Genomic DNA, 21660 nt, shown 5'->3' with positions numbered 1-21660 from the left:
GAAAAACAACTTCTTATTCCCCTCCTCGCTTGCAGGGGTTAGGGGTGGGGTCTTATTTTCAAGTCAGGTAGATAGAATTAAATGTCAGATAAAATTTTGGTCGTAGTGAGCGATTTCTCGCTCTTTTGCTAGGTTTGATAGGGCTAAAGCCCTGACTACTAACTTTTCTTTTATTCAGTTTTACTAGTTACCAAGATGAACATTCAATTCCGCGAGTTTAATGCTTTTGATGTCTGGATTTGGTTGCGATTTAGCACTGTACCCTCACAACGTGAAAAACAATATATAGAAGAAGTTTTTAATTCCTGGTTTTATTTGGGTAAATTAGGCGCATTTAATGCCGAAAATCTCCAAGTTCAAGATACCGGATTTGATATCAGTTATCTGAATTATGATACCAAAGGTTATGATAAAAGTCTGCTATCTTTGATGCACAACATGGGTGAGTTTGAGTATGAAGGAGAATGGGGACGTTGTTGGTTTGATTTAGGAACCAGTGATGCTATGGCACTCGATATTTTAATCAATTCTCTCACCCAGTTAAGTGAAGAATACGTCACTATTGAAGAATTATATATCGGCGGCGAAAACTCAGATTGGCCTGTTGAAGATAGTGAAAGTCGCGCTTACTCAATTTACGATAATTAGTCAAAACAATGAATAAAGAAGGTCAAATTCGCGTTATTGTTCTAGCACTAATTCGAGATAGTGATAGAATATTTGTATCTGAAGGTTACGACTCTACAAAACAATCAACATTTTATCGGGCTTTAGGTGGCGGTGTGGAATTCGGCGAAACTAGTCGTGTAGCTTTAGAAAGAGAGTTCCAAGAAGAAATCCAAGCTGATTTAACCAATATTCGCTACTTGAATTGTATAGAAAACCTATTTACTTTCGATGGTAAACAAGGACATGAAATCATTCAACTTTACGAATGTGATTTTGCAGATGCCAAATTTTACCAAATCGAAAGTCTCACTTTTTCGGAAACGCCAGAACGTAAGCACCGCGCTTTATGGATAGATATTTCTAAATTTAAATCAGGAGAATTAAGACTAGTTCCAGAAGTCTTTTTTGATTATTTGTAATGTAAGAATATAGCAATATTTGCAGCGATTGCGAACCTTTTGTAGGTTGGGTTAGACGCGATAATTAATTGATAAAGATCATAGATAAATCACCAAACCGCTTCGTAACCCAACATCCACTATAAAATATGTGTTCACAATTCATTTATGATTGCTATAGTCAAGCTATAGAGTCAAACTAGGAGATTCCTCATGGTTGTACAATTAGCCAAACGACGCTTTAACATTTCTCAGTACCACCAAATGAATAAAGCTGGCATTTTGAAAGAAGATGACAGAGTAGAATTAATTAATGGAGAAATTATTGAAATGTCACCAATTGGAACAAGACATACTGCTTGTGTAAATCGTTTAAATTCTCTTTTTTCACAATTACTGGCTAACAAGGTAATAGTTGCTGTACAAAATCCCATTATCTTAAATAATCTTTCAGAACCGCAACCAGACATAGCATTACTCAAACTCCGTGCAGATTTTTATGAAGCTGGACACCCGCAACCAGAAGATATATTACTGTTAGTTGAAGTTGCAGATAGTAGCATTGAATATGACAGAGAAGTTAAAATTCCTCTTTATGCGAGTAGCGGAATTTCGGAAATTTGGTTAGTCGATATTGAAGAACAAGTAATTACAGTTTATCGCTATCCTAGCGCAAATGGTTATAGCGAAATTAAAACTTTTCAGCGTGGTGATATTCTAGATTTACAAATATTTCCAGAAATTAAATTAAATGTTGATAATGTTCTAGGATAATGTTGTTAATTAACTAATTAATTCTGGACTTTAATTCCTCTGCAACTAATGCCAATTCTGTATAAAGATGCGCCAAATTTAGAAAGGAACGTTCGCGAAGCGTGGCGTTAGCCATACCACGGAGGCACAGAGAACACAGAGGAGGAAAAGACAAGGTTACAAAATTCAGCGCAGCCTCATAAGGAAATGGTCTAACAAGCAGCAAGTTTTGTAGCGGTTTCTAAATCTCTTTTACAAAACTAAATGACGAATTACGAATTACGAATTACGAATTACGAATTACGAATTACGAATTACGAATTACGAATTACGAATTAATCATATCGATCTTTTTTAAGTTTAATTACCTCAATGACATTATCATGATGTTGTCCACCAATAATATCTTTGAGATGAATTCTACCCTCAATATATTGCAAATGAATACGCCACCCAGAGATTTTATCAATATCAGCACGGTATATTGCTTGTTTAATACCCGTTACTTTATGTAATCTCGTTTTGGGAAACGTTCGCGTTCTGTGACATTCATTATCTTCTAATTCCGCTAAAGCTTCGAGAAAATCAATTTTTAAATCCTCTGGCAAAATCTTCATTGCTTCATAGATAACGCCATATTCATCTAGAAGAGGTTTAATTTGTGGCATTAGAAAGAAGTAACTTTAACTTCTAGATTTTCATCTACTGTAAAATCTTGATAAATAAACTCTGCAATAGCGTTATATGCCTTTTGTGCATCTTCTGCATTAACTATTCTAAATAAAGTGACTAATATACAACCAAAAATTGGATCATCATCAATAGTTAAAATTATTCTTTGTGTATCATTAATTTTAAGAGAATATATCGTGGAATCATAGGAGTGATTAAGTTTTATATTTCTAAGTTGTTCGCTATTTTGGTAAAAAGAATTGTTTTCAGATGACAAAAGTTCAAAATAGCAATTCATTTCTTTAATAATTCTAAACTTCTCCGTATCGGTAAATTGTTCTAAATCTTTCTCAAAATCCTTGGTCGATTCAATGAGTATATCCATCAATTTAACTCCTGAGTCGAAATTTCCAGGTTACTTCAAATTTATCCCATAACTATTAATAATAGTAGAGTAGTAATTGTCAGTATGCCAGATAAGCTAATACGCAGCTAAATTGGATTTAGTGAAGTGAGAAAATAAGCCATCAAACTCTTATCTGTTCCCTGTTCCCTGTTAAGAGTTTCCTTGTCTCAAACAACAATTTAAATGCGCGACAGCTTATTTTCTAAAAAAGAATAACTGGTATCAGAAATATGCTACGAGGAATCTGTAATTAAAATTGTTCATCTTTGAGAATACATCTTTCTTCAAAAAAGCATTATGCCAGTTCCACAGCCAAAAAATAAAATACCTGCAACTCTATTCATACTTTTATCAGGACTTGCTGTTACTCAAAGCATTGGATGTACAACATTCAACGCTAATCATACCGAAAACTTAGCAAATGCTCAAACTTTACCTAAACCAGCACCTCAAGAAATTATCATCGCTGGAGAAGTGCGTGCTTTACCAGGGAAATTAGATACCATTCCTGTGTTTAACAGTAATAGTCCAGAATGGGTGAAAACTGAAGGCGTTTTACTTTCTACCTTTCCAGCAAATGGGAAAAAAGTTCCAGCAGCACATCTGAATTTTCCCTTTCAAGGACGGTTTGATTTATTTGCTCACCACTATAGCCACACTCCCAAGGATTTGCAAACTCTTTACCTGGGTATAATTTTGCATAATCCTGGTAAAAAATCTGTAACGGTAGATGTGTTACAGGGTGCGAGTTATTTAATGCAAGATGCGCCTTTTGTAACTTTAGCTCCATACATTGAAAATAATGATGGTAAAGTGTTCTCAGGCCCAGGTGCTAGGGCGGTGGCTGATGTGCTACGGGGAGTTCGTCAAGCTGATTTTCCGGCTAAATTGGTAATTCCTGCGGGAAAAAGTCGGATGTTGCTAAATCATCCTATTCCGGTGCGAAATTTAGAAAAACCTGTCAATGGTCGGTCTAGTTTTTTCCGGTTGCGTAGTAATAGGAAAGTTTATACAGCTAGTTTAGCAATGTATGCTAAGAAAAATGCTGATGGTTCTGACCGTGCGCCAACTATGGCGGAATGGCAAGATTTACTAAATAACGGTAATTTTGCTGGACCAAGAGATAAAATTCCTACACCACCAGATGCTAAAGGGGGTCAATTAATTTATGGACGTGTAGCGGGTGTTTCTCAAGGTTCGCGCTGGGAAGCAAAATTAGTAGATAGTCCGAAAACGGACATTTTCACGATTCCCGAACCAGGTCAAGCAATTTCCTATCCTATCGCTAGTTTACGTGGTGGTAGATTGGGTACTGAACAAAATCAAACAGCGAAGATGTTGGTACGTTATACAGATACAGCTTATGAAGCACATGGAAATTATGGCGTAGAATATAATCTCAGTTTGCCTTTAAGTAATAACACTGTTAAAGCTCAAACTATTTCCGTAACTTTAGAAACACCATTAAAAGAAGACAAATTAGCTCAGGGTGGTGTCCGCTTCCGAAAACCATCTTTAGATTTTCCTTTCTTTCGGGGGACAGTGCGATCGCGTTATACTGATGAGCAAGGGAAACTAAAGACGCGTTATGTGCATTTATGGCATCGCACTGGTCAAGTGTTGGAACCTTTGACAGAAATTGTGTTACAACCTGGAATGAGGCGCATGGTGCAGCTAGATTTGATTTATCCACCCGATTCCACTCCACCCCAGGTTTTAACGGTGAGAACTTTAAAAAAATGAGGTAAAGACGCTGGGAGTTTTCCCGATCTTATTTACCGCCGTAGAAGAAGGCAATTTCTTTTTCTTTGAGAGGTGCAAAACCAGCATTAACAAGTTTTTGGTCTAGTTCTGCTTGGGGAATGTGTTTTGCACCAATGCGGACGATTCGGGAACGCATGGTATTGGATACGCCACTACGCTGTCTACCTGCTTCCAGTCCCATAACTTGGCTGTATAATTCTAATTTAGCTTCGGGAATGGGAGAACCGTCAAAATCAATTCCTCGTGCGATCGCTACATCAATAGCATCAGCACCTGTGGTAGTTTCAGTAGTCATGGCAATTAGCTCTTAGGGATATTAAGTATACTGTACCAGTCTTTCTGCCACCTCTGGCTGTGTTGCTTGACTGATGAGCTTTGTGAATCTAGACTTGTCAGTTTTGGAAATTTTAGTTTAATCTCTAACCAGCGGTGTAGCCATTTTAGGTGATGCTATGTCTGAAGCCCACACTCCTCGTAACAAAGACCGCAGCCTCGAACAAGCGCTGACTAACAAGATTATCGATGATTATTTCGAGAATTCTGAAAGTTGGCTAAGAGCAATTTTGCGGATGTGTATTTTCTCCTTGGCTGATATCAATGGAGAATCAGTATTTATCGTTGAATGTCCGAATCACGCTGTAGCAAAACGCCTGAGTCGTAAAACTTATCCGTTTCGGGGAATGGTATACTTTCTAACTGATAATTTTGATGATCAAGATCGCACCTTATTTTGCTATAAAGACGAACGTAAAGGATATTGGCGCTGTTTTGATACTAGCACTAACAGTTGGCAATCTTTAAGTAATTTACAATCTTCTCCGACCTCAACTGATAGTTGAATTGACTAATGACTGGATTTGCGTGTTACTGAACCGCCAACAAACGCTCCTAATATTGTACCTGTCCAAATTCCGGCTGTGCTACCCTGCCATATTGCTTTTGGTGTTACCCAAGCATTACACATTTGTTGCCAGCCCCAAGCTTGATTTTGGCATTTTTGATTGTGTAGCATTGAGGTAATTTGTCCACCAATGTAACCACCAAACAAGCCAGAAGATAACGCTAAACAAGTACAAATTAGGATGCGTTTTTTAGTCATGGTAATCAGATAATTTTGTCTTTACGGTCATATAGGGCAAAAAGATTGTGATTCGATCATAGCCCTCTCCTTGCTTGCGGGTGAGGTTTCTAAGAGGTTGTCTTAAAAGTTTTATGCGAATATAATATAAGATATAATTTGCTAATACGAATATTACTACTAAATAAGCCAATTTCACCTGCGTGGACTAACGAAAAATTAAGGAGTTCTTGGCATTTGAAAATCATTAAGTTTGCAAATAGTATCTGGATTGATTCTATTTTTTACTGCTTCTGATCTAGCATTAATACAGACAGTTATAATAGTAGCGTTTGCTCTAATTACTTCTCTGCTAGTTTCATGTTTTTGTCTGATATTTTCTAAATTGCTTTGATTAGTACAGGGATTAGTATTAAAAGTAGTTAAAATTTGATAACTATCTTGATTACCGTTATTGACATAGCCACCGGACATAGATAAACCGCATTGATTACTATAGGAACTATAACCACTAAAACTTGAACTAAAAGCAGAAATACTTTGATTATTTGTGTTTAAATAAGGTGAAGTTTCTGTATAAGGAGTTGCGGTAGTATTTGTGTTTGTTGGTACATTAGTATTGGCTGTATCAGGAGTTGGTGTCGTATTGGATTCAGGGGATACAATAGGATTTCCACCTCCGGCCGCTAAAGAAATAGAAGGGTATATATTAGAAAATAATAGATAAATTAGAAAAAAATACCATTTATTTATTTGGCTCATAATTTTTATTTAGCCTATTTATTTGTGAAATAAGGGTTTAGCAATGCTAAACCCCTAAAAATAAAAAAATTTAGCAATCATTCAATTAGTTAGATCGCCAACGTTGATTACCATTATTAGGATCACATTGAATCATGTGGATGCGTCCTCCATCTTTACGGTATGGCATATCAACACAGTAATTTTGATCCGGTCTAGTACCTGCCCGTTTGATATGAAAAAAGCCATTACCTAAATCGGGAAAAATCCAATTTTGATCAGGATCATTCGCAGCACAAGGACTCCAAACATTCATTTGTGAATTATTAGAAAGATAACGAGCATTGAGACAGCCACCAGTAGACTTATGTTTTAATAAAAATCCACCCACACTACCATTTAAACGTTCAAACTGCTGATCAGGATCGCTATAATCCTTTGTCCAGGATGACATTACAGGCTTAGTATCAAATTTTGGAAAGTTGTTATTGGTGTTTAGAGCAAAATTATCAATAAAATAGGTTTTTAAGCCTACAGGAGGGGGTGGTGTAGTCCCTCCATAACTTCCATCATTGAACCTGCTTTAGATCCTTCTGGAAAGTTTATTGAACAGCATCGCAGTTATGTAGAATTATTGCGAGTTTTAACCGATTCTAGAGTTAAATCGCTTACCTTAATTACCAGTCGTGAGCCTCTTTGTGAAGGTTTGGATATTACTCCGTATAGTCTGCCTTGTTTAACGGTGGAAGCATGGCGTGAGTATTGGCATTATCAAGGAATTAATATGGATATTTCTGTATTTACTCCCATATTAAAAAAGGAAATTCATAAGGCTTATGGTGGTAATGCCTTAGCCATGAAGGTATTATGTAATACAATTTATAATGATTCGCAGGGAGATGTTGTTGCTTATTGGCAGAATAATAAAACTGAGGATAATTTAGAAGTTGAAACTGCGGTAGCTAATTTAATTAAAGAACAATTTGAACGATTAGCTCATATTAATATTGATGCTTATAATTTGCTGTGTCGGATGGGATGTTATCGTTATCAAGATGTGCAAACTGTACCAGAAAAAGGTTTATGTAGTTTACTTTGGAATGTAGATGAAAATCAGCATAAAAGAATTATTAAAGTTTTGAAAGAGCGGGCTTTAGTTGAATTCAATAATGATGAATATTGGTTACATACTGTAATTAGGAAAGAAGCAATAGAAAGATTGAGAAATAGTGAAGATTGGGAAAAAGCAAATACCCAAGCAGGAGAATTTTGGACTAAAAGTGTTAAAAGTGTTGAAACCCTAAAAGATGCTTTAACTGCTTTTGAGGCTTATTATCATTATTTAAATATTAAAAATTTTGATAAAGCTGCTGAGATAATAATTAAAGAAAGAGATAATCAATGGGAAAAATGTGAAGCTCTTGGACGTGCATTTTATAGACTAGGATTGTTAAATAATGCTATAGATTCAATTAATAAAGTATTGCAATATATTCAATCTGGATATGACTTAATAAGCATATCTGAAGGGGAGACAAACAAGGCTGAAAGCAAGGCAATGTAAAGAATGTGACGATTTATGGTAAAAAAAGATAGGTCAAGTATTGTCAATAAGACCTATCTAATGAAAATGATACCAACATTCTATCAAAACCATCTCAGAAGTCAATTAAGTCTAGCAGAATACCTATTGTTAAAAATCCTGCTTCAGATTTTACAGTCAATTAAACAGGTAAGTCTAGAAAGTTTAGCGAATGCCTTACCAATACCCATAAAATTTGAAAGTAGACGCAGAAAAATACAAAGATTTTTATCATTGCCAAAATTAACAATAAAGAAGATATGGTTACCCATAATTGAAGTCTGGTTAGAGACATACCTTCAAGAGAAAGAAACAATATATCTAGTAATAGACCGGACTAAATGGTCATGTATAAATTTATTAATGATCAGCATGGTGTGGGAGAAACGAGCAATACCGATATATTTTGAATTATTGAAGCAAAAAGGAAATAGCAATCTCAAACAACAAACAGAAGCGTTGACCGAGATTTTAGCGATAGTAAAAAAATATAAAATATGTGTATTAGGAGATAGAGAATTCTGTTCTGTCAAATTAGCGAACTGGTTGAAGCAGCAAGGTTTAAGCTTTTGTTTAAGGTTAAGAAAGAATGAATTTGTCAAAAAAGAATCAGATATTTGGTTAGAGTTGAAAGATTTGGGATTAGCACCGGGATTATCGTTATTTTTGCCGGGAGTTAAAGTTACGAAACTTAGAGGTTTTGGATATTTTAATTTAGCCTGTAAATGGAAAAGGAAACTCCAGGGTATAGCACCAAAAGAAGGATGGTTTATTCTCACAGATTTACCAGAGTTAGGAGCAGCTATTACAGCTTATAAACAACGCTTTGATATTGAGGAAATGTTTAGAGATTTTAAAACAGGAGGTTATAATTTAGAAGATACGAAAGTCACGGGAGAACGGTTGATTTCACTAATTTTATTAATAGCTATTGCCTACACATCAGCCACAATTCAGGGACAACAAATTAAACGCAAGGGAGTACAAGAATATGTCGGAAGAGTTAAAGAAAACAGCCGTAGTACCAGACGACATAGCAGTTTTTATATTGGTCTATATGGTTATACTTGGATCAGTTTTATGGATAATTGTCAACCTTTAGTAGCCCAATTAATGAGACTTAATCCTAATAAGCGCAAGTATTATCAACAAGGTCTAAGAGCTATGAACCTTATACAGTCAGTCTTTTAGTTGATTTTGTCCCCCCTTCAGAATATTTTCATTTTTAGCTTCTACAATAATTAGTACAGGAGCATTAATTGTTAACTGTTCTCTAGAACGACTGATAACAAAATCACAGCAACCATTTAAACTTTATGGCGACTGCTATAAATTAACCTTATTTTCAGACTTGCACCATCTTTATTGATATTTAATCGGTGCGTTACGCTGTCGCTAACGCACCCTACGAGCTTACCAATTACCCATCAACCTGTATTTCTCATACCTGCGGCAATACCGTTAATAGTTAACAATGCACCTCGCAGTAATTCACCTTTGCTGTAACGAGAGTGAATTACTCCAGAGGTGCTAGTGTTTTTGTATTGACGTAGACGCTTGAGTAAAGAAACTTGGATAAATCCTAAAGGTACAATTGTCCCATTCCGTAACTGTACAGAACGCTGCAAGATGGGATCACCGTCTAAAAGTCGTTTGTGTCCGGTAATATTCAAGACTAAATTCCTAGTTAGATAGAATTCACTAGCGATTTGCTCAAATACTTGATCAAACCGGGATTTATCTTCAGGGTTAGATAATTCATCGACGTAATGACGTGCCATTTCAATGTCTACTTTAGCTAAGGTCATTTCGGCTTTAGAAATTACCATTTTGAAGAATGGCCACTTCATATAAAAGTAGCGCAGTAATTTGAGGTGTTCTTCCGGTTCCGCGTCTAAAAATTCTTGTAAAGCTGTACCTATTCCATACCAAGAAGGTAACAAAATTCGGGTTTGTGTCCAACTAAAGACCCAAGGTATGGCGCGTAAGCTGCTTAAATCTTTTTTCCCAGATGGTCTTCGGGCTGGACGGGAACTAATTTGTAGTTGGCTAATTTCTTCAATGGGAGTGACTTGGTGGAAAAAATCGATAAAATCAGGTTGTTCGTAAATCAGGGCGCGATAATGTTGGCGCGATCGCACTGATAACTCTTCCATGATTTCATTCCAGGGTTGAATATCATCAAACCCAGTCCGCAGTAAACTAGCTTGCACTACCGCAGTAGTAATAGTTTCGACATGGTACAATGCCAAATCCACTAAGGAATATTTAGAAGCTAAAACTTCCCCTTGTTCAGTAATTTTGATTCTGCCATTAATACTATGACCTGGTTGAGCCAAAATCGCTTCATAAGCAGGGCCACCACCTCTTCCCACGGAACCACCGCGTCCGTGAAAAATACGCAGGTTAACGCCATACTCTTCGGCGATTTTCTGAAGTGATTTTTGGGCTTTATGAATTTCCCAGTTGCTGCTTAAAAAACCAGAATCTTTGTTGCTATCAGAATAGCCCAGCATCACTTCTTGTAAGTTGGGGTTGAGGATAGAAGATGATGGGGAATTGGGGGGTTGGGAAGTTTGTTCAGCTATTTCTGAATTAATCGCTTCATAGCCCCCTGCTAATAGGGCGCGATATAGGGGGAGTTCAAATAGTTGACGCATGACGCTTCTTGAGCGTTGTAAGTCTTCTACTGTCTCAAATAAAGGTACGACTCGAATTGAACCTACAGCAATGGCGGGATCAAACAATCTGGCTTCTTTGGCTAAGATTAAAACTTCCAAAACATCGCTAACTTCCCGGCACATACTGATAATGTAAGTTTGGCAGATACTGATGCCAAATTCTTGTTGTAGCGATCGCAAGATGCGGAAAGTTTCAATAACATCGTTGGTTTTTTCAGAAAATGGCAATTCGCTGGGAATTAACGGCCGTCGGGTTTGCAGTTCCCCAGTTAACCAAGCTACCCTTTTTGACTCTGATAGTTCGTTATATGGTTGGGGTAAAACCTGTAAGTATTCGAGAATCTCATTCAGTGCATCGGAATGACGAGATGATTCTTGGCGAATATCTAGCTGGGTGAGATTAAAGTCAAAAATTTCCACTTGACAGATCAGGTTTTCTAGTTCTCGACAGCCTAAACCAGTTTCTGTCAAATTTCTTTGAATCAGCCGCAGTTCTGCTAAGAAATCTGCTCCCGAACGGTACATGGAGGCATTTTCATTTTGTGGAACCTCCCGATTATATAGAGCCAGATTGCGATCGCGTGTATTTTCCAGTCTTCTTAGCACATAAGCCAGTTTCAGGCGATAGGGTTCTTGGCGATAACGCAGTGCTAGAGCATCATATACATCACTTAATGTAGATTGATCTAACTCCAGAGATTCCAGCAAATCAGGGAGAACATCACTCCAGTGCATGGACACACTCAATAATTCAATCAGTTGTTTCACTGATTTGATATATCTTTCCAACACCATTTTCCGCTGATAGCAAGCGGTTTTCCAAGTCACTTCTGGTGTCACCGATGGATTTCCATCTCTGTCTGAGCCTACCCAAGAACCAAAGGAGCAGAAATTTCTACTTGGTGGTTCTAACCAAGGAAATGTTTGGGCTAGGGAGTATTTGAGGCGTTTATATAGTTGCGGAATACCGTCAAATAAGACTTCTTGGAAGTAGTGCAAGGCATAATCTACTTCATCAAGGACTGTAGGTTTAAATTGGTGAAGCTCGTCTGTACGCCACCAAAGACGAATTTCTTCTAGTAATCGTTCTTTAACTTCCGCAGCTTCCCAAGGATAGCCACCAGAGCGATTTTCTAATTCATCTAATTTTTGTAACAGATCTACTACCTGTCGCTGTTTATCTCGGATAGTATGACGGACAATTTCTGTCGGGTGTGCAGTAAACACTAAGCGGATATCCAACTGGGAAATCAGACGTTGAATTTGCTGCGGTGGTACATTCAGTTTGAATAAAAGGGGAAATAAGGCAGAAAATGTCCCTTTTTGGCTGATTTGCGTGTTATCTATCCAACTTTGTGTTCCTGAATCTGCGCCTAATGCTTTGGTGACAGGTAAGTCGTCTTCTCTTTGGTTAGTTGAATAAATTATGTTCGCTAGATATTCCTGATCAGTTGTTTCTGTATCAGAATAGCGGGTTAGTTGTTGCTTTTGTTCGTATTCCTGCTCAATGATGTTAATTAACTGGAAATATAGAGCAAAGGCGCGAGCTGCACGAATTGCTTCGTTGATATTCAGTTGTTCAATTAATTCTACTGCTGAAGCGGCTTGGTCATGTGTAGCTTGTCCTTCTGGTGAACATAAATCGCGCAACTGCCTTAATAAGTCCACCATTTTTTGGCCGCATTCTTGTCGAAGAACAGACTCCCACAATTCCTCTACTACCTGTAGACGATGACGCAAGAATAATTCCGACATAGGGTAGACATTCGCTGTTTGCGATGAAGAGTATAAAAGGGAACCCATATTCTTCGCTCTCGTAAAGCCAATTAATGTTTACAATTCTAGTTTTTTTGCTGCGGCTGCATAGGAATAACTGGAGCCAATAAATGCTTATATATAGTTATTATTGGTTCAATTCCTATTCATCTGGGAAAGTGAGGTTGGGGAGGCGATCGCCCCGAAACACTTCTTCACTAGCTTCCCCTACAGATGCTAGTGCTTTACTACTGGCTTTATCCGCTATGAGTAGCATGAGTAAAGGGACTGTGCTTAATTGGAGAAGACAAGATTGGGGAATGGTAAAAAAAATCAAATCTAGTCCAGAATTGGATGAGGTATTTTGGGTTACAGATGACATTGCTAATTTTTGGTGATTGACAGATGAGTAAAATAGACGCAAAGCTCAATCTTTGTAGGACGTGTAACCTTATAAGACTATCTTTGCCCATTTTGCCAGCTACAAAGGTAACAAAATTGTTAAAAAAAAACTGCAAAATGTGATAAATCTATGTTTCTAGTTTACAAGTACAGGCAAAATCCCCCAATACTCGCTTCCTGTTAAAGTTAACTTCCCATGAAAACAGTATTACTTAATCGCCAGCAAACCTTAGTGCAATGGGTAAGCCAAGCAACAGGCATCAGCACTTTCGGGGTGAAAGTCCGGTTGCTAGGAAATGACCTCCATATACTTTGCGAAGGTACAGACTGTCCGCAACGTTGGCATACTCTATCTGACTTGCTCCAAGCACTACAGCAAACAGACTTAGATAGCCTCACAAGTGAAGAACAATCCCCAATATACCAAGTATTGGTCTATGGTCGGAAAAAAGGGGTGCATCATCCTGAATGGTGTCATCGGGTGTACTTAAATCAATTAGAACGCCATCTGGAGCAAGTACATCAAGAACTGTTAGCAGATGCAGCAAAATCGAGACAAGTCAGCGGAGCGCTCATTGTCTCAAATGAGAGTTTAGCTCGTCAAGGCAACCCAGATGCAATTGCTCGCTATCTCAGCGAAAATTTGAGTACTTTGGGTGTAGCAGTACAAGTAAAAATTAAGCCACATCAGTCTCACGCTGAAGCCCAGATTCCAGGTAATCGCCTTTGGATATTTTGTCAGTCCAGTTATAGCCCTGATGCTTCCTTGTTAGCCGAACCAATAGCCCAGAGGTTGCGGAATCTTAAACTGTCTGGCTATGAAGATGCCGTTATCGTTTCTCAAGTCAAAGGAGAAACTGACGCTGATTGGCGGTTAAGAGTGGATTTAACGCCCCCAGCGATGATGTTGAAAGAGTGGGCGCGTTGGGGAGATTTACAAGCGATCTCTAGACTGTTAACTGATGTGTTGTCAGAATTCAAAATTTCTATCCAAGCTTCTCTGAAAGAATTCACCTTACATATATTTTGCAACCCAGCTTTTGATCCTTTAGGAACCGCCCCAGCCCCAGATCGGGAAATCTGCTTACAGGTAATTTTATCTCAGCTAGAAGCGATCGCACCCCAAGGTATTCTCGCAGCTGCCATATATGGTCAAAAAACAGGCGAAAAGCAACCTTCGTGGATAGATTGGTTGTCTTTACCAGCAGCCAAGCATCCCGCTTTGGCAACATCCACACTGGATTTAAGTATTTCTGGTGATGAACCAGCGATTATTTTTTCACTAGAACGCTTACTCAATCCTGACATAGATTGGCGGTTAAAAACAGGCGGTATCCGCGTGCTGTTACTTCATAAAAGTGATTTATTACACATAATGTGTGATGCGCCAATCTGCCCAACACGGCAACAAGTAGCCACTAAGGTTACTCAATTTATTCGCCAACTCAACATTGTCGGTATTGTTGGTGTACGTGTTTATGGTCGTCGGGCTGGCGATAAAGAACCTGTTTGGAATCATGGGGTTGATTTTGGCAATCGTCAACGATTAGTACCTGAAGCTACACCAGAATTTGCGGCCACTGCTGAATATGTAAGTGATTTGCTGACTAGTGAAACTAATGAGCCAATTTTGCGTCCTGATTTAACAAGCCAGGAAGTTAAAAGTTTTGTGAATGAAGTAGCACAGGATTGGGTAGAAACTGCTAACAACAAACTGAAAAAGTTGCTGGTGGGAACTCAATTATTTACGGAAGCAACCCAGTCAATCGAACATCACCCTGATGAACAAGGCATTCGGGGGTTCATAATTTGGATAGCCTTAGGATTTATTCTTGCAGTTCAAAGTGATTGGATGTTGGGTGAAGTTACTACTCGGATTGGATCAAATTCTTCTAAGCTTGCTGGTGTTACATCGTCGTCACAGTTATCTTTGAAATCAGGGAAAAATCAGCGTCAGAAAACTGGATTTTTTACCAACACTGAAAACACAAAATCTGCTCAATTTGGGAATTCTACATTTAATGCTTCTGGATTCACCCAAAATGATGATCCAACAGAAACATTGGCAGCAGCACCATTGAAAGAAAAAGCCAACTCTACGGCTATTCTTTTAGCAGCCCGATCTCCAATACCAAGTTTTAATGCTCGGCAATTAGATGAGCAATTAGCTCTGTATAAACAAAGGTTGTTAACAACTGGACATCCTCCAGATGTATTAATTATTGGTTCTTCTCGCGCTCTTAGAGGAATTGATCCCGTAGCCCTTTCTAAAGCTTTAGGAACTCATGGTTATCCCAACATTGGCGTATTTAATTTTGGTATTAATGGTGCAACAGCACAAGTTGTAGATTTCATCATTCACAAAGTTTTAGAACCTTCGGAATTACCTAAATTAATTCTTTGGGCAGATGGTGCTAGGGCTTTTAACAGTGGTAGAGAAGATATCACTTTTAATTCTATTGCTGCATCACAAGGCTATACATACGTATTAGAGAAAGCTGCAACCAGAATTAGTAGTAATAAACTGATTAAGCCAGAAATAAATGTCACACAAGAAGATATAAAACCAGAAGTTAACAGTTATCAAGCTGCCGATGAGTGGTTAAATAAGTCTTTATTTGGGCTGTCTTTTAGCTATAGAAACCGTGAACAAATTAAAAGCTTATTGCAAAAACAACTTAATCATTTACCTTTTAGCAATCAACAAATAACATCAAATATTAAACTGATGCCTGATTCTGTTGAAGCAGATAACTCTACACAATCAGTCGATTTTGATGGATTTTTGCCATTATCAATGCGATTTAATCCAGCTACATACTATCAAAAACACCCTAGAGTAACAGGAAATTACGATAATGACTATAAATCTTTTTTACTAACAGGTAAGCAAGATACGGCTTTACAATCTGTATTAGAATTTACAAAAAATCATCAAATCTCTCTAGTATTTGTGAATATGCCGCTCACAGCAGAATATTTAGACCCAATGCGGCTAAAATATGAGCAAGAATTTCAACAGTATATGTTAAATGTATCTACCACTAACACCAATTTTATATACCGAGATTTCAGCAAAATTTGGCTAAAGGCAAATGATTACTTTTCAGATCCTAGTCACCTAAACCGCTATGGAGCATATGAAGTATCACAAAAGCTGGCAATTGATCCCATGATTCCCTGGATTATGAAGTAGATAAGTACCTCAGCAAAATTAATTATACATTTTGCCAAAAAATAGAAATCCCTGTAATCTTGTTCTGTTCCCTGTTGCTTTACCGAAATGTGCAATTTATTTGGCACGACTACTTATGTCTCTACCAATGACTAAAAAATGAAGTTTATATCAATTTTTTACGGGATTTTTTTGCTGAGTGTTCTGGGAATTTACTGGAATGTATCTGAACAAAAGATACGATTATGGACGTTGTTAATAGCTAGTATTGTATTTTATGCATCATGGCAAATTCAGTACTTACCATTACTATTAGTACTTACTTTTATTAACTTTCGGCTGGGGATAGAAATTGGTAAAAATACATCACCAGGTAAACATTCTCAAAATTGGCAAATTTCTAATGAAGAATGGCGATTTTCTCAAGCTGACTGGAATCAGCATCGGCTCAAGATTTTATGGTTGGGTATATTTTTAAATGTGTCAATTTTATTGGGCTTCAAGTATCTGCCTATTTTACTGCAAATACTATTTAATTTGTCCATAAATTCACCCGATACAGCCTTTAAATTTATTGCACCTCTGGGGATTTCTTTTTTTACATTTGAATGTATTTCTTATTTAATAGATGTCTATCGTGGTGCGCCAGCTGCTGAAAAATTTCTGAGATTTGCTGCCTATAAATTGTTGTTTTTTAAGCTAATTTCTGGTCCAATTACTCGTTACCATAATTTATCAATTCAAATCAATACGGATAGATTTATTAGTGTTGAGAAAGTGGCAGACGGTTTATGGTTAATTGCAAGGGGTGCAGTAAAAAAAGGCATTTTTGCCGACAATCTCGGAATTTTTGTTGATTTATGTTTTGGTAACTTACAAAGGGCAGGTAGCAATGATTTATGGTTAGCTACCTTTGCTTACGGATTACAGCTGTATTTAGATTTTAACGGTTATGTAGATATTGCCCGTGGTAGTGCCTTGCTTTTCGGTTTAGTACTACCTGAAAATTTTAACTTTCCCTACTTCAGTACAAGTATTGCCGATTTTTGGAGACGCTGGCATATAACTTTGGGGGATTGGTTGCGGAATTATCTTTACTTTCCTTTGGGGGGTTCCCGTCGTGGGTTGATTCGCACCTGCGGTAATTTATTAATTGTGATGCTAGTTGCAGGCATCTGGCACGGTTCGGCTTGGGGTTTTGTGGTTTGGGGCGCTTTTCATGGCATAGCTTTAGGAGTTCATCGTCTCACAGATGCCATGAGCGATCGCTTAAAAATTCTAGCAATCCTTTGGAAAAATCCTCTAGGTATAATTTTTGCTTGGTTTCTAACACAAATGATGGTTTTTACCTCTTGGATTTGGTTCCGTCTTCCTAACCTCCAAGACTCTACTTTTGTCTTTCAACATCTTTGGGGTCATACCGCTGATGAACAATTTGCTCAAAAAGTCTATCTGGAAGTTCTGAATATCAGTCCATATCAAATCTCTTATTTACTTATAGCTTTATGCCTGCTAATGAACATATCTTACGTATTTAATCGTGGGCTGAAATTAGATTTGAGTTGGCCTATTAAACTTGTCTTAGTACCTTTATGCTTTTACGCAGTTGGTTTACTAGCTCCTAAAGGTGGCTTGCCTTACATATACTTTGATTTTTAAATCATACAACTATTGAGAATTCAAGAGTGTTAACAACAGTTTTGTCAAAACTGGAATTCTTTGCATCAACCGACACACTAGAAATCTAAGCATAAGTAATTATTATCTCATTTCAAAAATAATTAAAAAAGTCTATATGAGAAAAACGTAAATTCATGTTAAGTTTATTGGTGTGAGCAAATACAAATTCGTTCACATAAAAAGTGTAAGAAATTACCGCAATTATAAACACATGACCACAACCTTACAACAGCGTTCAACCGCTAACGTCTGGGATCGCTTTTGCGAGTGGATCACCAGCACCGAAAACCGCATCTACATCGGTTGGTTTGGAGTCTTGATGATCCCCACCCTGTTAGCTGCTACCACCTGCTTCATCATCGCCTTCATCGCTGCGCCTCCCGTTGACATCGACGGTATCCGTGAGCCAGTTGCAGGTTCCTTAATGTACGGAAACAACATCATCTCTGGTGCAGTTGTTCCTTCCTCTAACGCAATCGGTTTACACTTCTACCCAATCTGGGAAGCAGCTTCCTTAGATGAGTGGTTGTATAACGGTGGTCCTTACCAATTGGTAGTATTCCACTTCTTAATCGGCGTAGCTTGCTACCTCGGTCGTGAATGGGAACTTTCTTACCGCTTAGGTATGCGTCCTTGGATCTGTGTTGCATTCTCCGCTCCTGTAGCAGCAGCAACCGCAGTATTCTTGATCTACCCAATCGGTCAAGGTTCATTCTCCGATGGTATGCCTTTGGGTATCTCTGGAACCTTCAACTTCATGATCGTGTTCCAAGCTGAACACAACATCTTAATGCACCCCTTCCATATGTTGGGAGTAGCTGGTGTATTCGGTGGTTCCTTGTTCTCTGCAATGCACGGTTCTTTGGTTACATCTTCCTTGGTTCGTGAAACAACCGAAACCGAATCACAAAACTACGGTTACAAGTTCGGTCAAGAAGAAGAAACCTACAACATCGTTGCAGCACACGGTTACTTCGGTCGCTTGATTTTCCAATACGCTTCCTTCAACAACAGCCGTTCACTTCACTTCTTCTTGGCTGCATGGCCAGTAGTGGGAATCTGGTTCACCGCTTTAGGTGTCAGCACAATGGCTTTCAACTTGAACGGATTCAACTTCAACCAATCAATCATTGATTCTCAAGGTCGTGTGATTGGTACATGGGCTGACGTAATCAACCGCGCTAACTTGGGTATGGAAGTAATGCACGAGCGTAACGCTCACAACTTCCCTCTAGATTTGGCTGCTGGTGATGTTGCTCCTGTAGCTCTAACCGCACCTGCAATCAACGGTTAATTCTGAAAGATTCAGATAGCTGAAGAATACCCTCCAGAAATGGGGGGTATTTTTGTTTTTTTTATAAGGAGTTCGAGTATCACAGCCATAGTTTCTTAAAAAGAAAAATTACATACTGAAGATGATTGAGGTAAGTATTCCCAGTATTTTCTTGAGTAGTTATTAGCATGAGAAAAAAAAGTGCTTCACTTCGTTGTTTTTATATTTAGGTTATCTAATTATTAGTAAATAATAAATTTATAGAAGTATATTTTTCGCTAGGTACTTGTTTTTTAACTGGTATTGTGAGATTATGCTAGATAATCTCCAAAAACTCGATAGATGATTAGTAGATTGAATTTTAGGCATAGTATTGTATTGATAGCTGATACTGGTGATGCCTGTATATATGCAGGTTTGGCTTTTTTTAGCAATCACAACAAAGCTTTCAAGGAAACAAAGGATATTGAGCAAGTATTGGTCGCTAACAACTAGGGATTAGATATCTCCAATTACCAATTACCGTTTTATGAGTTATCAAAACATAGAAATCGAGCCAGTGGCTGGACGTATCGGTGCAAAAATTCAAGGTGTTGACCTAAGTGCGAATCTTGGTGACGACATCATCAATGAAATCCGCAAAGCGCTGGTTGAATATAAAGTCATTTTCTTCCGTGGACAAGAACTTGATACCAACGGACAAGTAGCTTTTGCTCGTCGTTTTGGTGAAATCACTACTGCACATCCTACAGTTCCTTCTCTACCTGGACATCCAGAAGTGTTGGATTTAGATTACAGCCGTACAGTTGCCCTTGCAAATAACTGGCATACGGATGTCACATTTGTAGATCGTCCACCTTTTGGTTCGGTATTGAGGGTGCTAGAAATTCCTTCAGCAGGAGGGGATACAATTTGGGCAAACACTGCGACTGCTTACCAAGATTTACCAGAGCATTTGCGTAATTTAGCTAACCAACTTTGGGCTGTACACAGTAACGCTTATGAATATGCAACAGCATTTGACATATTTGAAACTGTCAAATCTTACCGAGATGTCTTCACGTCAACTGTATATGAAACTTTGCATCCAGTGGTAAGACTTCACCCTGAAACTGGTGAGCGCGGTTTGTTTATCGGTGGTTTTGTGCGACAGCTTCGCGGATTATCTCCAACGAAATCAGCCTATATTCTGCTTTTGTTGCAATCCCATGTAACCCGTCCTGAAAATACTGTGCGTTGGCGTTGGCAAGTTGGAGATGTGGCATTTTGGGATAACTGCGCTACTCAACATTATACTGTTGCTGATTATGGAGATCAACCCTGTCGTGTGCAGCGAGTAACAATTGCAGGTGATCTTCCTGTTGGTATTGACGGTAAACACAGCGAAGCTATTAAAGGTGATTCTTCTGCATATATCTCCAGTTTAGTAGCCGCTTAAGGGACTTCCAAATTATAAATTACCCAAAAAAACTCAACCCAAAAAAACTCAAAAGGTAATGTTTTTTAGAGAAGAATAATCATTACAAGCCCATAGAAAAAGTGCTTACTTTCGGTAAGCACTTTCTCTAAAAAAATACGCGTTTTCACTTGGTCTGAAAAATATTCTGCACCATTTTTTTCTCCACCCTATCAGCAGCATTATCTAACTCTATCACTTCACCATCACTCAAAAACCAACCCAAAGCACCAATATTCTCTTTTGCTTGTTCTACACTTTTAGCCCCAGGAATGGGAATTGTACCTTTACTAATACACCAATTAAGAGCAACTTGAGACATAGTTTTATTTCTAGTATTTGCTATTTCTTGCAAACATCCTAAAAGCGGTTTCATTCCTGGTAATAATTGTTTACACAACAAACCGCGAATCCCTTTAGGAAAATTACCTTTTTCGGAAAATTTACCTGTTAATAAACCCAACGCTAAGGGACTATAAGCAATTAATTTAATTCCCAACTCATCACAAACTTCTTTTAACCCTAATTCAGTCACTGGATAGGTAGATAAAAGTGAATATTGCACCTGCAAAGTTTTAATTGGTATTCCTCGTTCCTGAAACCTTTTATGCACCCATTGCAGTCGTTTTGTACCATAATTAGATAATCCTACACCTTTCACCAAACCTTGTTCATACAAATCTGCTAAACCATCTAATAAACCAACTTCTTGCCAAGGTGCATAATTAGCTGTAGACCAATGCATTTGCACTAAATCGACATTTTTACCCAAACGTTTTGCAGAAGCATTACAAGCTGATATAATTGATTTTCTTGTCCATCTCCAAGGATAAGCAGCAAGCTTAGTGGCAATGCAAATATTGTCTTTATTTATTCCGTCGTATTCTCTTGCAAAACGCCCTAAAAGTAACTCACTACGTCCGTTTAATCTTCCCGTTCCGTAAGAATCACCAGTATCAAACAGGGTGACACCCTTACTCACACACAGGTTAAATACCTGTTGTAATTGGTCGTCCATACTTTCATTGTATCCCCAGAGGAGTTGGTTTCCCCATGCCCAAGTCCCGCAACCCATAGCAGGAAGGGAGATTTTTTCATTAGTTTGCATTGTTACTGGCTATAAAAAGTGCATATATTAGCAGTTTAGTATAGTTGGGGTGAGCGATGCCTGCGGC

General features: G+C 38.0%; 20 protein-coding genes. 11 read left to right on the top strand and 9 right to left on the bottom strand.

Annotated features, from left to right (window positions below; all coding sequences use genetic code 11):
• Window positions 1-195 precede the first annotated feature (195 nt).
• From ANA7108_RS0109230 to ANA7108_RS0109220, 3 genes are all read left to right on the top strand, one after another.
• A complete protein-coding gene (locus ANA7108_RS0109230; protein WP_016950497.1) occupies window positions 196-648 on the top strand; it encodes a DUF3531 family protein in 453 nt (150 codons plus the stop codon).
• An 8-nt stretch (window positions 649-656) separates the two neighbouring features.
• Window positions 657-1088: an NUDIX hydrolase gene (locus tag ANA7108_RS0109225; protein WP_016950496.1), complete on the top strand. Its 432-nt coding sequence runs from the start codon at window positions 657-659 to the stop codon at window positions 1086-1088.
• Between the two features lie 192 nt (window positions 1089-1280).
• Entirely contained in the window at window positions 1281-1841 is a 561-nt protein-coding gene (locus ANA7108_RS0109220; RefSeq protein WP_016950495.1) for a Uma2 family endonuclease, read from the top strand.
• Window positions 1842-2155: 314 nt separating this feature from the next.
• Here ANA7108_RS0109220 and ANA7108_RS0109215 read toward each other — a convergent pair whose 3' ends face one another.
• Both ANA7108_RS0109215 and ANA7108_RS0109210 read right to left on the bottom strand, forming a co-directional pair.
• A complete protein-coding gene (locus ANA7108_RS0109215) occupies window positions 2156-2488 on the bottom strand; it encodes a hypothetical protein (RefSeq protein ID WP_016950494.1) in 333 nt (110 codons plus the stop codon).
• Complete coding sequence (locus ANA7108_RS0109210; RefSeq protein WP_016950493.1) at window positions 2488-2877, bottom strand: hypothetical protein; 390 nt, start codon at window positions 2875-2877, stop codon at window positions 2488-2490. The genes ANA7108_RS0109215 and ANA7108_RS0109210 overlap by 1 nt, the downstream gene beginning before the upstream one ends.
• A 318-nt stretch (window positions 2878-3195) precedes the next feature.
• Here ANA7108_RS0109210 and ANA7108_RS0109205 point away from each other — a divergent pair, with 318 nt between their 5' ends.
• Window positions 3196-4641, top strand: a complete 1446-nt coding sequence (locus ANA7108_RS0109205; RefSeq protein WP_016950492.1) for a DUF3370 domain-containing protein — start codon at window positions 3196-3198, stop codon at window positions 4639-4641.
• Between the two features lie 28 nt (window positions 4642-4669).
• On the opposite strand, the gene ANA7108_RS0109200 is transcribed toward ANA7108_RS0109205, so the two are convergent.
• On the bottom strand, window positions 4670-4957 hold the full coding sequence (locus ANA7108_RS0109200) for a DUF4090 family protein (protein WP_016950491.1): 288 nt from the start codon (window positions 4955-4957) through the stop codon (window positions 4670-4672).
• Window positions 4958-5114: 157 nt separating this feature from the next.
• On the opposite strand from ANA7108_RS0109200, the gene ANA7108_RS0109195 reads away from it, so the two are divergent.
• The gene (locus ANA7108_RS0109195; protein ID WP_016950490.1) at window positions 5115-5501 is read left to right on the top strand and encodes a hypothetical protein; all 387 of its coding nucleotides are present in this window, start codon (window positions 5115-5117) and stop codon (window positions 5499-5501) included.
• Window positions 5502-5506: 5 nt separating this feature from the next.
• On the opposite strand, the gene ANA7108_RS0109190 is transcribed toward ANA7108_RS0109195, so the two are convergent.
• From ANA7108_RS0109190 to ANA7108_RS0109180, 3 genes are all read right to left on the bottom strand, one after another.
• Window positions 5507-5761 (bottom strand): hypothetical protein, encoded by a 255-nt coding sequence (locus ANA7108_RS0109190; RefSeq protein ID WP_016950489.1) that lies wholly within the window; start codon window positions 5759-5761, stop codon window positions 5507-5509.
• A 198-nt stretch (window positions 5762-5959) separates the two neighbouring features.
• A complete protein-coding gene (locus ANA7108_RS0109185; RefSeq protein WP_016950488.1) occupies window positions 5960-6502 on the bottom strand; it encodes a hypothetical protein in 543 nt (180 codons plus the stop codon).
• A gap of 85 nt (window positions 6503-6587) precedes the next feature.
• Window positions 6588-6935: an RICIN domain-containing protein gene (locus tag ANA7108_RS0109180; protein WP_016950487.1), complete on the bottom strand. Its 348-nt coding sequence runs from the start codon at window positions 6933-6935 to the stop codon at window positions 6588-6590.
• 252 nt (window positions 6936-7187) lie between these two features.
• Between ANA7108_RS0109180 and ANA7108_RS27115 the strand changes: the two genes are divergently transcribed.
• Window positions 7188-8045 carry a hypothetical protein gene (locus ANA7108_RS27115; RefSeq protein ID WP_237741504.1) on the top strand — a complete coding sequence of 286 codons (858 nt, stop codon included), beginning with the start codon at window positions 7188-7190 and terminating at the stop codon, window positions 8043-8045.
• Between the two features lie 66 nt (window positions 8046-8111).
• Window positions 8112-9254, top strand: a complete 1143-nt coding sequence (locus ANA7108_RS0109170; protein WP_026103995.1) for an IS4 family transposase — start codon at window positions 8112-8114, stop codon at window positions 9252-9254.
• 236 nt (window positions 9255-9490) lie between these two features.
• Here the strand turns inward: ANA7108_RS0109170 and ppc are convergent, their stop codons facing one another.
• Both ppc and ANA7108_RS0109160 read right to left on the bottom strand, forming a co-directional pair.
• Window positions 9491-12547: a phosphoenolpyruvate carboxylase gene (ppc, locus tag ANA7108_RS0109165; protein ID WP_016950485.1), complete on the bottom strand. Its 3057-nt coding sequence runs from the start codon at window positions 12545-12547 to the stop codon at window positions 9491-9493.
• A 115-nt stretch (window positions 12548-12662) separates the two neighbouring features.
• Window positions 12663-12881: a hypothetical protein gene (locus ANA7108_RS0109160; protein WP_016950484.1), complete on the bottom strand. Its 219-nt coding sequence runs from the start codon at window positions 12879-12881 to the stop codon at window positions 12663-12665.
• Window positions 12882-13097: 216 nt separating this feature from the next.
• On the opposite strand from ANA7108_RS0109160, the gene ANA7108_RS0109155 reads away from it, so the two are divergent.
• From ANA7108_RS0109155 to ANA7108_RS0109135, 4 genes are all read left to right on the top strand, one after another.
• Window positions 13098-16097, top strand: coding sequence for a DUF1574 family protein (locus tag ANA7108_RS0109155; RefSeq protein WP_016950483.1), 3000 nt, complete (start codon window positions 13098-13100; stop codon window positions 16095-16097).
• A gap of 138 nt (window positions 16098-16235) precedes the next feature.
• Window positions 16236-17735, top strand: a complete 1500-nt coding sequence (locus ANA7108_RS0109150) for an MBOAT family protein (protein WP_016950482.1) — start codon at window positions 16236-16238, stop codon at window positions 17733-17735.
• Window positions 17736-17967: 232 nt separating this feature from the next.
• Window positions 17968-19050, top strand: a complete 1083-nt coding sequence (gene psbA, locus ANA7108_RS0109145; RefSeq protein ID WP_016950481.1) for a photosystem II q(b) protein — start codon at window positions 17968-17970, stop codon at window positions 19048-19050.
• Window positions 19051-19558: 508 nt separating this feature from the next.
• The gene (locus tag ANA7108_RS0109135) at window positions 19559-20467 is read left to right on the top strand and encodes a TauD/TfdA family dioxygenase (protein ID WP_016950479.1); all 909 of its coding nucleotides are present in this window, start codon (window positions 19559-19561) and stop codon (window positions 20465-20467) included.
• A gap of 145 nt (window positions 20468-20612) precedes the next feature.
• On the opposite strand, the gene ANA7108_RS0109130 is transcribed toward ANA7108_RS0109135, so the two are convergent.
• Window positions 20613-21593 carry an aldo/keto reductase gene (locus ANA7108_RS0109130; protein WP_016950478.1) on the bottom strand — a complete coding sequence of 327 codons (981 nt, stop codon included), beginning with the start codon at window positions 21591-21593 and terminating at the stop codon, window positions 20613-20615.
• Window positions 21594-21660 lie beyond the last annotated feature (67 nt).

The organism is Anabaena sp. PCC 7108 (assembly GCF_000332135.1).
GTDB lineage: Bacteria > Cyanobacteriota > Cyanobacteriia > Cyanobacteriales > Nostocaceae > Anabaena.
The sequence above is the reverse complement of the archived record's forward strand: the minus strand, read 5'-3'. Positions and strand labels throughout refer to the sequence as shown.